The sequence below is a fragment of the Mucilaginibacter glaciei genome, assembly GCF_014773245.1.
Taxonomy (GTDB): domain Bacteria; phylum Bacteroidota; class Bacteroidia; order Sphingobacteriales; family Sphingobacteriaceae; genus Mucilaginibacter; species Mucilaginibacter glaciei.
This window is the reverse complement of the sequence record NZ_JACWMX010000004.1, coordinates 403,941-419,712: the sequence shown is the minus strand read 5'-3', so window position 1 is coordinate 419,712 and position 15,772 is coordinate 403,941. Positions and strand designations below refer to the sequence as shown.

Here is a 15,772-nt window from a genome sequence, read left to right as displayed (position 1 = left end):
TTATTTTTTAGGCGCAGCTCTAAGCGTCGTAATTAAACTAAATTTGTTAAGTTTTTGTTTCTGAAACACAGTGATCAAATCCTTGATCACCGGATACTCTTCCTTATTATCACCTTTAACCGCAATAAACAAAGCTTTGTTATGCAACGATGCACCAACTTTGCGCGCTTCCCTGATCCAGTCTGATAACTCATTGTTAGCAGTTGTATCATGCGGAATACCCGGTTGTTTAAAGTTCTTCCTTTGTTCAACATCTAAAGCAAGAAATGCTTTCAGCTGGCTGATCGGTACACCAAAAATATTGGTAACGATAAACTTTTTCTGCTCTTCGGGCGTAAAGGTGATATTGTATTTCTGACCCATCTGGATCAACGTTTGCTGACGGATATCTGCACCATCCACTGTGAAGAAAACCTTACCCTGACCAACGGTTAATAATAACACGTTCTCATCGGCAATTGGCACTTCATAGCTTGATGGCGGTATATCAACCGGAACCGGGTCTTGCGGCCTTGGCTTTGCGGTTAATATGAAGAAGGTAAGCAACAGGAAGGCTACATCGCACATAGCCGTCATGTCTATGTGGGTACTCTTTCTGGGAACTTTTACTCTTGCCATGTTGTAAAATTAAATTTATTAGTGTGAAAAAACAAATTAATCCCAAATTATATTTTGTTATAACGGGAAATCAAGCACTAATATTTTACTATCTGCTGTTTTTGTGTGATGCAGCGAATGTTTGCACGATGCTGAAACCTGTTTCGTCAATAGCGTAAGTCAATTTATCTATCTTAGAAGTAAACACGTTGTACATTACAATTGATACCGCTGATGTACCGATACCCAGTGCAGTATTAACCAATGCTTCAGAGATACTGTTTGATAATGCAGTTGGGTTAGCAGCACCACCAGAACCAAGCTCACCAAAGGCCTTGATCATACCCACAACCGTACCTAACAGACCGGTTAATGTACCGATTGATACCAATGTTGCGATAATAGTTAAGTTTTGCTCTAACATAGGCATTTCTAAAGCAGTTGCTTCTTCGATGTCTTTCTGGATAGCCAAAGTTTTTTGATCAACATCCATTGTCTGATCAATTTCCATTTCGCTGTATTTTTTCAAACCAGATTTGATAACGTTTGCTACCGAACCTTTTTGTTTGTCGCATTCTGCGCTTGCAGCTGCAATGTTACCAGCGTTTAAGAATGATTGGATTCTTTTTACAAATCCTTCAACATTACCTGTACCAGATGCTTTGCCAATTACAACCATTCTCTCGATTGAGAATACGATAACCATCAATACATATGACATGATAAGAGGTACAATTACCCCACCTTTGTGTACTGTACCGAATAAATCTGTTGGTTCGCCAGCTACCGGATCGCCACCTTTGTAGTGACTTGAATCGCCAAGGATGAATATGTAGATACAAATAGCCACCGCTATGCAAATCGGAATGGTTAAAGATGCAAATGCGCCTGATGCACTTGAGCTTTCTTTAGTTACAGGAGTAGTTGGTTTTGTTGGTGCGTTTGCCATTACTTTTAATTTTTAGTTTTCGTTTTGTTTATAATATAAGTTAATAAAAATGTGTGCGTATTAAGCGAATAACAAAAATAGAATATAAATGAAATAAAAAAACTATTTCTGCAATTCTTTATAATAAATTAATATACGGGCCGCAAGCGGTACAAATTGGTAATACATAACGTCACCACGCTTAAAAATTGTCTTTGCTACAGATAATTTTTTTACAATAAAACCCATTTTTTTTAATAATAGCAAGTTATAACACATAAAAACTATGTAACTAACCTGATATATACGTGTCTAATTGCAATTTCAATAATTTTAGCACACCACATCGGGCCGCAGTTGTTCTTCCCCAAAATTTACAAGCTAAAACCTAACACCTAAATATTTAGTTTGTTTGCAATAATCTCATTTTGGATTGTAAATGTTTTACAGCTAAGGTGTTTATCGAAATTTTATTGGGCAAACTATATCGCACTTTAGTGCTGTAACCCATAGCCGGTTGTATTTAACAGCTTTGCGCACTTGAAGGTTATTTATCCGCCGGCCTTTTTGGCCTTGTAGTTATCGGCTTGTAATAAGGTGAGCACCTTATCCCTAAAATCACCCTGGAGCAATATCTCGCCATCTTTAACAGATCCACCTACACCGCATTTGGTTTTTAGCTTTTTACCGATAGCCTCCAGGTCGGTAGTAGTACCCGAAAAGCCATTTACCCTTGTTACCAGTTTGTTTCCTTTAATACGGTCTAAAAATATCTTAAGGTTTTGTTGTTGTGGCGGCAGGGTTTGCATATCATTTCCAGCTTCCTCCTGGTACTCAAAGTCAGGGTCGGTAGAATACATTATGCCTGTATAGTTCTTCTTTGCCATTGGTATTAGTCTTTATAGTTCTCGCCAACGATGATCTTTAACGCAGCAGGCTGCACTTCAATATCGATAGCTATACCGGCCTCGCGCGGTTCGCCGTCCAGGTGGATAGGCCCCGGCTGGGTACGTGTAATAATAATATGTTTCCCTTTGATGATCTCAACAAATTGAGACCCGGGAGATGTTTTGGTAAACATCCGCACACCCATCTCCGGGAAACGATAAAGCGGGAAGGGTTTGATAATACAAACATCAAGCAAACCGTCCTGAACAGATGCCGTAGGCGATACGTGCGCATTGTTACCATATTGCGACGAATTGGCCAGGCTCAACATGAATGCCTCCCGCTGGTATTTAACCCCGTCAATATCTATCTGATATTGTTGCGCCTTATAGTTGGCAACTTCCTGCATTGATGATTTAAAGTAGCTGAAAAAACCACGTTTGTTGCTTCCTTTGGCAAATACATGGCTAATGTGGGCATCAAATCCCATCCCGGCCATATTAAAAAACCATTTGCCGTTCATCTTACCTGCATCTATCGTAATAATGCGTTCGCGGTTTAATGATTTTATTGCCCCCTCGGCGTTCATTGGTACATCTAAAAACCGGGAAAGGCCGTTGCCTGAGCCGTAAGGGATAACCCCAAGCACCGTATCTGTGCCTGCAATAGCCGATGCCACCTCGTTTATGGTACCGTCGCCGCCAACTGCTACAATAACGTCATAATCGGCAGCGCGTTCACGTGCCACATCGCGGGCATGTTTAATACCCGTGCTAAAAACAGTCTCGTACGAAAACTTCGAGTGATCGAGGTAGCTGTTGATTAACTCCGGCACTCCGTCTTTCTTCTTCCCTCCCGATACCGGGTTTATTATAAATAACGCTTTCCTTTTCAACTATATAGCTTTTCGTGGTCAAAAGTAAATGTATTTTCGGCTTTGTGAAAAATTGTTTTATTTTTACCGCCCGAAAGTGGACTGATTTATTGCCCAATAGCGGGCCAAATTGCAACCACGTAAAAAAGTGCTAAAAATTTACTTCTTTTACAACGTTTCAGATAAATCTGTACCTTTCTTTTAAACGTTTATAAATTAATATGCCATACTTATTTACCTCAGAATCCGTGTCGGAAGGGCACCCGGATAAAGTAGCTGATCAAATATCAGATGCGTTAATTGATAACTTTTTAGCTTTCGACCCCGAGTCGAAGGTTGCGTGCGAAACTTTAGTGACCACAGGCCAGGTAATTTTAGCCGGCGAGGTTAAATCAAAAGCTTATTTAGATGTACAGAAAATTGCCCGCGAGGTGATCAATAAAATTGGTTACACCAAAGGTGAGTATATGTTTGACGGCAGCTCATGCGGCGTGCTGTCGGCCATTCACGAGCAATCGCCTGATATTAACCAGGGTGTTGACCGGCAGGCAAAAGAAGAGCAGGGTGCAGGCGACCAGGGGATGATGTTTGGTTACGCTACCAGTGAAACCGATAACTACATGCCTTTGGCATTAGATATCGCGCATGCTTTGTTAGTAGAGCTTGCCGCCATCCGCCGTGAAAATACAGACATTAAATATCTACGCCCGGATGCAAAATCGCAGGTTACGTTAGAATACAGCGACGATAACGTGCCCACCCGGATCGATGCCATTGTGATATCGACACAGCACGATGATTTTGATGAAGAGGCAACCATGCTTAAAAAGATCAATGATGATATCATCAGCATATTGATACCGCGTATAAAAGCAAAATACCCAAAATACGCTCACTTTTTTGATAACGACATTAAGTATCACATTAACCCAACCGGTAAATTTGTTATTGGTGGCCCGCATGGTGATACCGGCTTAACCGGCCGTAAAATTATTGTTGATACTTACGGTGGTAAAGGTGCCCATGGTGGTGGTGCATTCTCGGGTAAAGACCCATCAAAGGTTGACCGCTCTGCCGCTTATGCTACCCGTCACATTGCTAAGAACCTGGTGGCAGCCGGTGTTTGCAGCGAGGTATTGGTACAGGTATCATACGCCATTGGTGTGGCACAGCCAATGGGTATTTACATAAACACCTACGGTACTGCTAAAGTTGGTTTAACAGACGGCGAAATTGCTAAAAAGGTAGAAACCATTTTTAACATGACCCCATACGCCATCGAAACCCGCTTAAAACTGCGCAACCCTATTTACAGCGAAACCGCAGCTTATGGCCACTTTGGCCGCCCGAGCGTAACCGTTAAGAAAACCTTCCCGGCTCACGATGGCAGCTTAATAGAGCGCGAAGTAGAATTATTTACCTGGGAAAAACTTGATTACGTTGATAAAGTAAAAACCGCTTTCGGTTTATAATAACCGAGTACACTAAAAATATCGAGGCGAGCCGTTTGGTTCGCCTTTTTTAATCGGCCATTTTTGCCCGCCTGACTATCCTAGTGGGTAACCAGGTAACGCTTTACCGCTTTTAGTGCAGGTTGTTCTACCAAATGCCATGACAGCAAACCTAAAGCAACTGTGAATGGAATGGTGATCAATAAACTCAGATAACTGGTTAATGACGGCATAAGGTGCGCTACGATCTGCTGCACCAAAAAACCGTAGATATAAATGCCGTACGAGTAGTCGCCGGGCAGCTTGATGCGTTTGGCCGGGCCCGAGATGCCGAATGCCAGTATGCTGTATAAAAAGGTGAGGTAAAAAAGCTTGTAAAACACCCGTTGCGAAAAAAACCAGGCTGCTATACAAACCAGTATTATAAAAAGTGCTGCCTTTGTATTTATGAGAATGTGCTGCCTGAACAGGTATGCAGCCATCCCTGCCACGAAAAATAAAAACTGCTGTACACCTTCCCAGCTGCCAAAAAACTGTACCAAACAAACATTATACCTAAACCTGAATGCTAACAGCAGCATTACCAGTAAAATCCATTTAAACTTAATTAACCGCGAAAGGCCTGCAATCAACACAAAAACATAACACTTGATCTCGGTAGGCAAGGTCCATAACGAGCCGTTAAGAACGGTGTTGTATAAATTAGTTTTGAATACGCTGGGCAGCATGAGCTCTAACTTCATTAACCCGATATTTTTGACTAAGTAACGCCAGCTTTGTTCCGATTTAAAATAACCCGTTAACGGCAGTGTTGTAAATAGCGGGCCCACTACCAAAACGCTGACCAGCATACAAATTATTAAGGCCGGCCAGATCCTGAAAACCCTCATCAGCCCAAATCTGAACAAGGTTTTTGAGCTGCAATAGCTCCCGGTGATGAAGATACCGCTCAGGAAAAAAAATATAGCTACGGCCAGGCTACCGCTGTAGTCGGTACCTAACACATACTTTACGGGTTCGGGGTAGCCATTGGTAGGGAACAGATAAAAAGAATGCCCGAAAATGACAAGCAGGGCAGCAACTAACCTTACCAGGTCAAAATTATTATTACTCCTGCCAAGGGCATCATTCAGGTTAATGGTCATACAATCCAACTAATATATTAAATCCGCGCTATGAGGGTAGGGTATTGGCAAAACTATTTAATTTTACCGCTTAACGGCAATCCACTATTTAATGACCGCCAAACATACTTCTCCGCTATTAGTCGCCTTTGCTTTTTTTAACATCTACATTATCTGGGGTTCAACATACCTGGCGGTTGCCTACGGTTTGCAGGGTTTCCCGCCATTTATACTGGTTGGGCTGCGCTACCTGTCGGCAGGGACACTCATGCTGACTTGGTGCAAAATTAAGGGCGAAAAATTCCCCGAATTTAAATTCATTTGGAAACAAGCACTGAGCGGCACATTGATGTTGGTAGGCGGTACCGGGATGATAGCATGGGCGGAGCAATACATCAGTTCGGGTCAGGCCGCGATATTAGTGGCTACCGAGCCATTGATGTTTTTATTGATAGACCGCAAACGCTGGGGCGAATATTTTTCTAACCGGTATATTTTGGCCGGGCTCGTAATCGGTTTTACCGGCATCTTCCTGTTTTTGAAACTGGGTGTGGCGGTAACCCATCCATCGCCTATGGCGACCATTGCCAGCGTAGTGGTATTATTCAGCGCGATGCTTTGGGTTTTTGGCTCGCTGATCATCAAAGATAACAAGGGCGATAGCAGCACTGTCATGAATGCAAGCATCCAGTTGTTAGCCGCCAGTTTTGTATGTGCTATTGTGGTGGCATGCAAAGGAGAATATGCGGGCTTTTCTTTCGGGAAAGTAAGCCTGCCGGCATGGGGCGGGCTGGTCTTCCTCATCGTGATGGGGTCATTAGTTGCCTACCTGTCTTTCATATGGCTTATCAGCATCAAACCACCGGCTATTATCAGCACCCATACGTATGTAAACCCGGTTGTTGCCGTATTTTTAGGCTGGCTTTTTATTAAGGAAAGTGTAAATACCGCCCAGCTCCTGAGCCTGTTTATAATACTGGCGGGTATCCTGCTGGTAAACGTGCCGGGTTATTTAAAGCGTAACGATACCGTGGAAAACAAGTAAACTTATTTAACCGGCACCTTTAACCCTAAAGCTTCCATATAACCCTTATTGGGTATACAGTTCACAAACTTGCTGCTCTTCAGGAAGTCGTAAAGAGCCTTTTTCATTTGCTCCCTGTCGGCAGCTGTTAAACTCACCTTACGGATGTCCTCAAAACTTGATCTCTCCTTTTCGGTATAGTCAATCACCTTATCATAATTGGCCGGTTGGTTAAAGCTCATGAAGCCCCGGGTATTGTCGAGCTTTTTGTATGGCCAGTAATGCCAGCCGATGTTATTCTTTTCGCAAACGATGCGGAAATCGCGCACCCATTCATCAGTATTTTCGCCGGTTTCGCCAACGTAGATTGGCACGTTATATTTAGTACGGAACGCGACATACTCTTCTATCACCTTTTCGGTTGGCTCTGTCCAATATTTATGGAATTGGTAAACCAGCTTAGGGTCAAACGGCGGCCCCAATGGCTTAAAGTTACTATCCCATTGCGCACTTCCTAAAAACAGGATATGGTTCTTATCCACCGTGCGGATAGCAGCTGTGATCTCTTTGTAAACAGGCTCCAGATGCGGGTTCAGATCATTCACATCAAAATAATGGGCGATGGGTTCGTTCAGCAGATCGTAACCTAATATAATAGGGTCCTTTGCATAATGTGCGGCGATCCGCTTCCAGATACCGGCCGTTAACTTGCGGCTTGCGGCACTTTTAAACAGGAAGGGAAAACCGTTGCCATCGTCAATATTATCGCCGGTTTGGCCGCCGGGTGCGCAGTGCATATCCAGCATTACGTAAAGGTTTGCCTTTTTACACCAACCAATCACCCTGTCCAGCAGTTGGAACCCGCGGTTAGGGTTGTTCTGGCCCATGTAATCCTCATTGGTGAACAACTTATAATGGAACGGTATGCGGATAGAATTGCAGCCCGATGCCTTTAAAAACCGGATATCCGCCTCGGTAACATAAATATCCTGAAATTTGCGCCAGAACAGTTTCATCTCTTCGGGGCCAACAATCTCTGTCAGTGCCTCGTTGATCAATCGCTGCGAGTTCACTTTTTTAAACTTAAACATATAACCCTCGGGTACAAGCCAGTTACCCAGGTTAGTACCCTTGATCAGGAAAGGTTTACCATCGGTACCGATGATGTTTTGCCCTTTAGTATTGATAAATTTAGCAGTTTGCGCAAAGGCGACTGTACAAGCAAACAAGGCCAGCGACAGGCTTAGTAATTTTTTCATTATTAATAAGATCTCTATTTATCAATCATTTTGTAAAAATGCACATAGTCTACATCCATCGCGGCGGGGAAGATAGTATTATCTACCCCCTTTGTACCGCCCCAGCTACCACCAACCGCCACATTAAGGATCAGGAAAAAATTCTGATCGTACGGGTAAGTAGCCGGGCCTTTGCCGTTATTGGTGTAGGTGTAGATCAGGTCGCCATCTATATAGCCCCGTAAGGCATAGGGTGTCCAGTCTACCCGGTATACATGAAAGTCTGTATTAAAACTGCTGATGACCTTTGCGCCACCCTGTCCGTTTGCGCCAAAATAGGTTTGGTTATGCACTGTAAAATGCACGTTGCCGGGATCAAACCCTACCATTTCCATAATATCGATCTCGCCGGAGTTTGGCCAGTTACCGTATTTGCTATCCTGTGGCATCATCCAGATAGCCGGCCATATGCCGGTACCTTTTGGCAGCCTTGCCTTAACTTCCACACGGCCGTATTTAGCAAGCTGCAACCCCTTAGATACTATGCGGGTTGATGTATACTCCATGCCACCCATAGTTTCCTTTTTTGCGGTAATGGTGAGTTTGCCATCGGCAACAACTGCGTTGGCCGGTGTATAATATTCGAGTTCGGCATTGCCCCAACCGCCGCCGCCATTTTCGTAGGTCCAGTTGGCGGTATTGGGCGCACCATTAACACTAAACTCATCCGCAAAATAGGGTGTGGTTTCAAAAGCCCAGCCTTTATCTTCCAGTACAGCTACGGGTGTAATTGTTGGCGCTTTGGTTGTATCGGTAGCTTGTTTAGAACAGGCGGAAAAGCAAAACGCAGCAACAAGGCATACCGAAGCAGTTTTAATATTTTTCATGATGGGTGTTAATTGGTGTTAAACTATAATTGGTGTATAGTCAAAACAAATGTAAACTATTAAGTTACATAATTTACAGGTTTACTTTGTACAGGTTTATTTATATCCGTAATTTGTGAGACACGGTTTATACCCGACCATGAAAACATCAGCCAGATCATTCAGATATATGCTTGCCTGCTTGGGGGCAATGCTCCTGCTGCAAACCAATACTTTTGCACAAAACATTAAGGTAGCTATTGCGGCCAACCTGCAGCCTGTTATTAAGGCCCTGCAGGCCGATTTTAAAAAGCAAACCAATATCAGTATAGATGCTATATCCGGCGCATCGGGCAACCTGGCTACGCAAATCAAAAACGGCGCACCCTTCGATGTATTTCTCTCTGCCGATGTCGCCTTCCCCGCCGGGCTGTATAAAGCCAAACTCGCTGCCCAGCCACCGGTTGTTTACGCGCAAGGCATATTGGTGATGTGCAGCACCAAAAAAACGGGAAACGCAAGCTGGGAAAAGATCATTACATCGGCCAAAGTTAAGCGCATTGCCATAGCTAACCCTGCCATTGCACCTTATGGCAAAGCAGCCGAAGAGGCACTTAAACACGAAGGCATTTATAATCAGGTTAAACCCAAACTCATAACCGGCGAAAGCATTAGCCAGGTAAATACCTACATTTCCACCGGTTCGGTAGAGGCAGGTTTTACCTCCCTATCATTCTTTAAAGAGAACAGCAGCAAATTTCCGTTGGTTGCCCAAACCATCGATCCTAAAATATACGCACCTATTGAGCAGGGCATGGTGATACTAAAACATGGCCAGAACAATGCCGATGCCGCTAAATTTTACCGGTATATCTTAAGCGCGCCGGCCAAAAAGATCTTGGTGCAATATGGCTATCATGTTCAATAAAACTCACCACATTTAAATGGACCTTACCCCCATTTGGCTCACCCTAAAATTAGCGGCTATCACCACCCTGATATTGTTAGCCCTTGGTTTGCCGCTGGCTTACCGGCTCTCTAAAAAGCGGTCGTTTTTTAAGATCGTTATCGAGGCCATTATTACTATGCCTTTGGTACTGCCGCCATCTGTTTTAGGGTTTTACCTGCTGCTGGCCTTTAGCCCGCAGCGCGGATTAGGCAAATGGCTCAGCGAGGTTTTTAACGTGCAATTCGTATTCTCATTCCAGGGGTTGGTGCTGGCATCTGTAATTTACAGCATGCCCTTTATGATCAGCCCTGTTAAATCAGCGTTTCAGCAACTGCCTTTATCGCTCTCGCAGGCATCATACACCCTGGGTAAATCGCAGTGGCAAACCTTACGTTATGTTTTGCTGCCCAACATCAAACCATCTTTGTTAACGGCTGCCGTTTTAACCTTTGCACATACCCTGGGCGAGTTTGGCGTAGTGCTGATGATAGGCGGTAACATCCCGGGCGTAACCCGTGTGGCATCTATTGCCGTTTATGACTCGGTGGAGCAGCAGGATTATCCATCGGCCAATTATTATTCGCTCATCCTGTTCGCCATTACTTTTGTGATGGTGATGGGTGTTTTCATCTACAATAAATACCAGGTAAAAACCCCATTGGCATGATAACGGTAAACATCCAAAAAAAGCTGAAGGCTTACAACGGGGTGCAGTTACTACACCTGCAAAAAGCATTTGTACCGGGCAGCATCACCCGTATAACGGGGCCATCGGGCGCGGGGAAGACCACATTCCTTAAAATGATAGCCGGGCTGATTAAGCCTGATAGCGGCATTATCAAAGCCTACGAAGTTTGGTTTGATGCTGATAAAAAGATCAACCTGCCACCACAACAGCGCAAAACTGGTTTTGTATTTCAGGATTATGCGCTGTTTCCTAACATGACGGTGAAACAACATCTGGAATACGCTACGGATGATGCCGCATGGATTGAACGTTTACTGGCTATCGGCGGCCTTGACACTTTTACAGCTCACAAACCAGAGTATCTTTCGGGCGGGCAGCAGCAACGGTTGGCTATTTTGCGGGCACTGGCCATTAAACCCCGGTTATTGCTGATGGACGAGCCCTTTTCGGCACTTGATATTAAAATGAAAGGCGGGTTGCTAACCGATCTGCAAAAGTTATTTAAAGAATTGCAGGCAACAGTGATCATTGTTAGCCACAACCCGCAGGAACTGGACGGGATAGCTGATGACGAACTGGTTATTGGCAGCGAGGTTTAGATCTTATCTTTCCAGGGAGCGAGTTTTGCGATGATCTGTTCTGTAGATGCATCAAAGCGGATCATTACCTGATCTTCCGGGTGGGCTTTGTAAACCCGGATATACTCTTCAAAAAACACCAGCGGGTCTTGCACAAGCATATCAGCTATGGCTTTGCGGCCACTGTACTGCTCTATCTTTTTGGCCATTTCGTAGCCCATAAAATAACCGGCTTCATCGTACGAAGTGCTAAATGCAATATTATACATACGGTCAAATGTGCGCGAGGCGGTGTCATTATAAGCTTTATAGATCATCGACTCTAATAATAAGAAATTCTCGCGCCTGCGGTTGTTATTCTTCTTTTCTTCGTCGCGCTGCATAATGGTTAGCATGCCCGATGTTTTTACATTGGCAAAGTCGCCCACCAGGTTAGCTGTACCTTCATTCCAGACATTGTAGGCCAGCCCGTATGATGCCTGGGCAAAATAGGGCATACTTTTATCCTTTACTTTTTTACGCAGCTTTTGCCCGGCATCCTGCATGCTGTGGTACAGCTCATGGGCAACCAGGTATTTCAGCCCCTCGTAGTCATTGCCAACTTTTTGCAGGGCTACATTAAAGGTATTGTCGCCACCGTTCACAAAACCCAGCGAACCGCCGCCCACCAGGAAACAAGCCCTAACTGTTGCCGTAATTTGCGGTGCCGTATAAGATTGAATGATGTTGGTAACATCAGTAATAAACGACTCTTGATTTGCTGCTATCTGCACCAGAAGTTTTTTAATTTCGGGTAATTTTGATTTAACCAGCTTCCAGTTGTACTTATCCTCTCCTTTAATAGTCCCTGTTTCTATAACCTCCCTTAAGGTTGCCTTAAATACATCTTCGCCTGCGCCGCTGTAACCTTTAACCTTAACAATCAACTGCTGGTTGCCGTGTGCTTTGGCTGCCGCATCCAGCTGCGCTTCGGTAACCTGGTTGCCCGAAAGTAAATTGGTTATTAACTGTGCGCTTTCAAAATCAAGCGCAACCTTTATTTTTTGACCGCTTTGCGCAAATACCGGCACAAGGGTTACCATTAAAGCAATTAAACAAACAAAACTGATCTTCATTTGAGGAAAATTTAGGTGAGCTAAATTTACCTAATATTCGTTTACGATAATAATTTATAGATGGTATTTTTGAGTATTTTTAACTGTCATTTAGCGCCGCCTCAAAATGAAAGTAATTAAAGAGAAACATTCGCTTTTAATGCGATGGACACATTGGGTAAACTTCCCGATACTTACCATCATGATCTGGAGCGGAATGCTCATCTACTGGTCGAGCGATACCTACTCCATCACCTTGTTCGGGCATACTTTTTATAAATTCTTTCCGCAGGGTTTTTATAACGCGCTTAACATTCCCGGCCGGCTGGCCGAAGGGATGGCCTTTCACTTTTTGTTTATGTGGCTTTTTGCCATTAATGGCGTTGTATACATTTTGTATACGCTTATCTCCGGCTCGTGGCGGGAGCTGGTGCCCCAACGCAAATCATTTAAAGAGGCCTGGCTGGTGCTGCTGCATGATCTGCACATCCGCAAAATGGCACCCCTTCAAAATAAATATAACGCCGCCCAGCGTATTGCCTATACCGCTATTATTGTGATGGGTTTTGGCTCGCTAATTACCGGGCTGGCTATTTATAAACCGGTGCAATTTAGTACGCTTACCTGGCTTTGTGGCGGCTACCACGCGGCGCGGATAGAACACTTTGTTTTGACCATTGGCTACGTGCTTTTCTTTATCATCCACATTGTGCAGGTAATACTGGCGGGCTGGAATAATTTCCGCTCGGTTATCTCCGGCTTCGAAGTGGTGAATACTAAACCTAAGCCTGCTATTGAACCCCAAAAAGATGGAGAATAAAAATAAGGTGAAAAAGGAACTAACGGTAGATCAGCAGATCAGCCGACGCAATTTTATCTCGTTCGGGGTATTTGGGGTGATGGCCTTTGCCGTTTATGAAGGCTGGCAATGGCTTTATCATACACCCAAAGAAGTTAGAGGGGTAACCGCCGGGGCTAAAGAACCTTTGCGCAGGGCCTTAAATAAAACCGAACTGGCCTTCCGTAATTTTTTTAGCAACAATCACCTCGTAAAAACCTATCCTAAAGAGCGGGCTGCTAAAAATGTGCGGGTAAACAGCAACATTGGCTTAAAAGGTAAGTTTATAATTGAAGACTGGAAGCTGAACGTTACTAAAGCCAATGGCGAAACTATGCAGGTAACCATTGACCAAATCAAAGCCCTGCCGAAAACCGAGATTGTTTATGATTTTAAATGTGTAGAGGGTTGGGACCAGATACAGCATTGGGGCGGTTTAAAAATGATAGATTTTATGGAGCACTTTAACCTGGTCGACCAAACCAAAATGAGCTACGTAGGTATGATGACGCCCGATAAAGGCTACCAGGTTGGGTTGGATATGCCCAGCGCCATCCACCCGCAAACCATACTGGCTTATGAAATGAACGGCCAGCCTATCCCCGGTAACCATGGTGCGCCATTAAGGCTAATCATCCCGGTAAAATACGGCATCAAAAATCTAAAACGGATTGGCAGCATCACTTTTAGTAACACCCGCCCGCCCGATTATTGGGCAAGGGAAGGTTATGATTATTATTCGGGGTTATAAAATTAACGGCATGCAGCCAATTCAATGCTGTACTAACAGCCAGTTTTTGGCATCATCTAACCGGGTAAATACTTTTTGAGCAACCTCCCTGGGGGCGATCTCAATTGTACGGTCGACAGATAGCTTGCTGAAAGTACTGTTAGAGTATACCCAGGCTATCTGTTTTAACCCTAACGAGGCTGCCAACGGGAACCATTCATCGGCAACCCAGTCAACAGCACTATCCCAGCTGCCTAATACATTTAAATTGCTGTTTAGCAATTTATCGCACTTGTGAAGTTCTATGGCCTCCAATATTTTCAAGGCACCCGTTTTTACTGTATGCAGCCCATGAAAACCATTCCATTCGGCAATTATAACATGCTCCTGCGCGTTATATTCAATTTCGATACCTGTATTTTTAAAAATTGCTGTGTTACGCTTACCCGGCTTTTTTGATATTGATGCACCAGCTAAAGGAAGTCGCATACTAAATGTTGACCCTTCACCTTCTACAGTTTCTACCCAAACACTCCCATTGTGGCTATTTGCGGTCTCGGCCACTTTTAGCAGACCGGTACCTAATTCGCGCGCAACTGCCTTTTTGGTAAAACTCAGGAATATCTTGTTTAACAGCGGTCTATTTATCCCTTGCCCAAAATCTTTTACAGAAAGCACCAGGTTTTTATCAATTACCTGCCTGTCTACAATTACCTTGCTGGCATTTGGCGAAAATTTAATTGCGTTATGCAACAGGTTATTTACAGCAGTAGCTATAGCCTTTTTATGGCCATAATAAATAAAATCCGCTTTCTTTTTTTGGATGATACAGTGTGTAGATTGCCGGTTAACATGCTGGCCGACTACGGTGTTAAGGAGGGCCATTATAGAAAACTCTTCCATTTCCTCTTCAGGCTCGTCAGGGTCGCCGTCAAAATTTACTTTGGCATTTACGGTTCTGATAATATCATCCAGCTCTAACGCGCAATTTTTGATGTGTACCAGGGCTTCGCTAATTTCTGTATTGCTTAATACCTTTTCGTCTAATAGGTTGGTTAACCCCAGCAGGCTGGCAACCGGTTTACGGATGTAATGAGAGTTCAGGAAAGAAACTTCAGACATCTGGATTATCTTTTCCCGGAGCTTTTCTTCAACCTTTTGTTTTGCGGTTATATCATTAAAATTAATGATAATGCCATCAGGCACCGGGTATATATCGATATTGAACCATTTCTGTATCGGCCAAAAGTATTCTGTAAACTCGACTGCCTTACGGGTTTCATTCACTTTTTCATAGTAATTATAAAAATCAGACCCTCTCAAGTCGGGGAATAATTGCCATAAATTTTTTCCGGCTGTGTATTCGCGTTTATAACCTATCAGTTTCTCGGCCGCCTTATTCCAATAGGTAATCATAGACTGGTAATTCAACTGCACAAAACCAATTTTAGTTTCTTCTAAAATTTGTTCCAGTTTAAATTCGGCAAAGTCTAACCGTCCCAGTAGCGCCTTTTTTTCGTCAATATTTTGCGCAATTACCAACCTGCTGTTTACCCCTTTAAAAGCAAAGGGGTATGACATTATTTCTACGTTGATTATCCTGCCGTTTTTGGCAATGTGCTTAAACTCCCGGTACCTTGTTTTAGTACCCCGTATATCGGGCAAAACCTTTACCAATAACGGGATATCTTCCGGTACGCGTAAGTCCATAATGGTCTTACTTAAAAATTCCTTTTTCGTATAGCCGTATTTTTTTAACGCGGTGTTATTTACCTCAACTATTTGAAGTGTATTTACATCAAACACCCACATGGCTTGCAGGCTCGAATAAAATAATATATCGAAATTATTCCCGCTCATTTCCTATCACACCAAATAATTATTATCAAATATCGTAATTAGTTG

The 15,772-nt window shown here is 43.6% G+C and carries 16 protein-coding genes; 7 read left to right on the top strand and 9 right to left on the bottom strand.

Annotated elements, in window-relative coordinates:
* From IDJ76_RS11835 to IDJ76_RS11820, 4 genes are all read right to left on the bottom strand, one after another.
* Positions 1-618 carry an ExbD/TolR family protein gene (locus IDJ76_RS11835; RefSeq protein ID WP_191163525.1) on the bottom strand — a complete coding sequence of 206 codons (618 nt, stop codon included), beginning with the start codon at positions 616-618 and terminating at the stop codon, positions 1-3.
* 88 nt (positions 619-706) lie between these two features.
* Positions 707-1,546, bottom strand: coding sequence for a MotA/TolQ/ExbB proton channel family protein (locus IDJ76_RS11830; protein WP_191163524.1), 840 nt, complete (start codon positions 1,544-1,546; stop codon positions 707-709).
* Positions 1,547-2,076: 530 nt separating this feature from the next.
* Positions 2,077-2,412 (bottom strand): translation initiation factor, encoded by a 336-nt coding sequence (locus IDJ76_RS11825; protein ID WP_191163523.1) that lies wholly within the window; start codon positions 2,410-2,412, stop codon positions 2,077-2,079.
* A gap of 5 nt (positions 2,413-2,417) precedes the next feature.
* A complete protein-coding gene (locus IDJ76_RS11820; protein WP_191163522.1) occupies positions 2,418-3,308 on the bottom strand; it encodes a diacylglycerol/lipid kinase family protein in 891 nt (296 codons plus the stop codon).
* A 200-nt stretch (positions 3,309-3,508) separates the two neighbouring features.
* On the opposite strand from IDJ76_RS11820, the gene metK reads away from it, so the two are divergent.
* Entirely contained in the window at positions 3,509-4,759 is a 1,251-nt protein-coding gene (gene metK, locus IDJ76_RS11815; RefSeq protein ID WP_191163521.1) for a methionine adenosyltransferase, read from the top strand.
* 80 nt (positions 4,760-4,839) lie between these two features.
* Here the strand turns inward: metK and IDJ76_RS11810 are convergent, their stop codons facing one another.
* Entirely contained in the window at positions 4,840-5,883 is a 1,044-nt protein-coding gene (locus IDJ76_RS11810; protein WP_191163520.1) for an acyltransferase family protein, read from the bottom strand.
* A gap of 91 nt (positions 5,884-5,974) precedes the next feature.
* Here IDJ76_RS11810 and IDJ76_RS11805 point away from each other — a divergent pair, with 91 nt between their 5' ends.
* The gene (locus IDJ76_RS11805; RefSeq protein WP_191163519.1) at positions 5,975-6,907 is read left to right on the top strand and encodes an EamA family transporter; all 933 of its coding nucleotides are present in this window, start codon (positions 5,975-5,977) and stop codon (positions 6,905-6,907) included.
* 2 nt (positions 6,908-6,909) lie between these two features.
* Here the strand turns inward: IDJ76_RS11805 and IDJ76_RS11800 are convergent, their stop codons facing one another.
* Positions 6,910-8,145, bottom strand: a complete 1,236-nt coding sequence (locus tag IDJ76_RS11800; RefSeq protein WP_191163518.1) for a glycoside hydrolase family 5 protein — start codon at positions 8,143-8,145, stop codon at positions 6,910-6,912.
* 14 nt (positions 8,146-8,159) lie between these two features.
* Entirely contained in the window at positions 8,160-9,011 is an 852-nt protein-coding gene (locus tag IDJ76_RS11795) for a glycoside hydrolase family 16 protein (RefSeq protein WP_191163517.1), read from the bottom strand.
* Positions 9,012-9,150: 139 nt separating this feature from the next.
* Here IDJ76_RS11795 and modA point away from each other — a divergent pair, with 139 nt between their 5' ends.
* Genes modA through IDJ76_RS11780 form a run of 3 tightly spaced genes read left to right on the top strand, consistent with a single transcriptional unit; the run spans position 9,151 to position 11,226 of the window.
* Positions 9,151-9,918 (top strand): molybdate ABC transporter substrate-binding protein, encoded by a 768-nt coding sequence (gene modA, locus IDJ76_RS11790; protein WP_224746292.1) that lies wholly within the window; start codon positions 9,151-9,153, stop codon positions 9,916-9,918.
* Positions 9,919-9,934: 16 nt separating this feature from the next.
* Positions 9,935-10,606, top strand: coding sequence for a molybdate ABC transporter permease subunit (gene modB, locus IDJ76_RS11785; protein WP_191163516.1), 672 nt, complete (start codon positions 9,935-9,937; stop codon positions 10,604-10,606).
* On the top strand, positions 10,603-11,226 hold the full coding sequence (locus IDJ76_RS11780) for an ATP-binding cassette domain-containing protein (protein ID WP_191163515.1): 624 nt from the start codon (positions 10,603-10,605) through the stop codon (positions 11,224-11,226). Before modB ends, IDJ76_RS11780 begins: the two co-directional genes overlap by 4 nt.
* Here IDJ76_RS11780 and IDJ76_RS11775 read toward each other — a convergent pair.
* Positions 11,223-12,320 carry a DUF5700 domain-containing putative Zn-dependent protease gene (locus tag IDJ76_RS11775; protein WP_191163514.1) on the bottom strand — a complete coding sequence of 366 codons (1,098 nt, stop codon included), beginning with the start codon at positions 12,318-12,320 and terminating at the stop codon, positions 11,223-11,225. The two genes, IDJ76_RS11780 and IDJ76_RS11775, sit on opposite strands and share 4 nt — an antisense overlap.
* A gap of 106 nt (positions 12,321-12,426) precedes the next feature.
* Here IDJ76_RS11775 and IDJ76_RS11770 point away from each other — a divergent pair, with 106 nt between their 5' ends.
* Positions 12,427-13,119, top strand: a complete 693-nt coding sequence (locus IDJ76_RS11770) for a cytochrome b/b6 domain-containing protein (protein WP_191163513.1) — start codon at positions 12,427-12,429, stop codon at positions 13,117-13,119.
* Positions 13,109-13,888, top strand: coding sequence for a molybdopterin-dependent oxidoreductase (locus IDJ76_RS11765; protein WP_191163512.1), 780 nt, complete (start codon positions 13,109-13,111; stop codon positions 13,886-13,888). Before IDJ76_RS11770 ends, IDJ76_RS11765 begins: the two co-directional genes overlap by 11 nt.
* A gap of 21 nt (positions 13,889-13,909) precedes the next feature.
* On the opposite strand, the gene IDJ76_RS11760 is transcribed toward IDJ76_RS11765, so the two are convergent.
* A complete protein-coding gene (locus tag IDJ76_RS11760; RefSeq protein ID WP_191163511.1) occupies positions 13,910-15,727 on the bottom strand; it encodes a PAS domain S-box protein in 1,818 nt (605 codons plus the stop codon).
* Positions 15,728-15,772 lie beyond the last annotated feature (45 nt).

What these genes read in the sequence shown, in the direction of transcription:
- IDJ76_RS11825 (WP_191163523.1), bottom strand. Translation starts at nt 2,412, where the DNA reads ATGGCAAAGAAGAACTATACAGGCATAATGTATTCTACCGACCCTGAC.
- IDJ76_RS11765 (WP_191163512.1), top strand. Translation starts at nt 13,109, where the DNA reads ATGGAGAATAAAAATAAGGTGAAAAAGGAACTAACGGTAGATCAGCAG.
- IDJ76_RS11770 (WP_191163513.1), top strand. Translation starts at nt 12,427, where the DNA reads ATGAAAGTAATTAAAGAGAAACATTCGCTTTTAATGCGATGGACACAT.
- metK (WP_191163521.1), top strand. Translation starts at nt 3,509, where the DNA reads ATGCCATACTTATTTACCTCAGAATCCGTGTCGGAAGGGCACCCGGAT.
- IDJ76_RS11760 (WP_191163511.1), bottom strand. Translation starts at nt 15,727, where the DNA reads ATGAGCGGGAATAATTTCGATATATTATTTTATTCGAGCCTGCAAGCC.
- modB (WP_191163516.1), top strand. Translation starts at nt 9,935, where the DNA reads ATGGACCTTACCCCCATTTGGCTCACCCTAAAATTAGCGGCTATCACC.
- IDJ76_RS11810 (WP_191163520.1), bottom strand. Translation starts at nt 5,883, where the DNA reads ATGACCATTAACCTGAATGATGCCCTTGGCAGGAGTAATAATAATTTT.
- IDJ76_RS11795 (WP_191163517.1), bottom strand. Translation starts at nt 9,011, where the DNA reads ATGAAAAATATTAAAACTGCTTCGGTATGCCTTGTTGCTGCGTTTTGC.
- IDJ76_RS11775 (WP_191163514.1), bottom strand. Translation starts at nt 12,320, where the DNA reads ATGAAGATCAGTTTTGTTTGTTTAATTGCTTTAATGGTAACCCTTGTG.
- IDJ76_RS11835 (WP_191163525.1), bottom strand. Translation starts at nt 618, where the DNA reads ATGGCAAGAGTAAAAGTTCCCAGAAAGAGTACCCACATAGACATGACG.
- IDJ76_RS11830 (WP_191163524.1), bottom strand. Translation starts at nt 1,546, where the DNA reads ATGGCAAACGCACCAACAAAACCAACTACTCCTGTAACTAAAGAAAGC.
- IDJ76_RS11780 (WP_191163515.1), top strand. Translation starts at nt 10,603, where the DNA reads ATGATAACGGTAAACATCCAAAAAAAGCTGAAGGCTTACAACGGGGTG.
- IDJ76_RS11805 (WP_191163519.1), top strand. Translation starts at nt 5,975, where the DNA reads ATGACCGCCAAACATACTTCTCCGCTATTAGTCGCCTTTGCTTTTTTT.
- IDJ76_RS11800 (WP_191163518.1), bottom strand. Translation starts at nt 8,145, where the DNA reads ATGAAAAAATTACTAAGCCTGTCGCTGGCCTTGTTTGCTTGTACAGTC.
- modA (WP_224746292.1), top strand. Translation starts at nt 9,151, where the DNA reads ATGAAAACATCAGCCAGATCATTCAGATATATGCTTGCCTGCTTGGGG.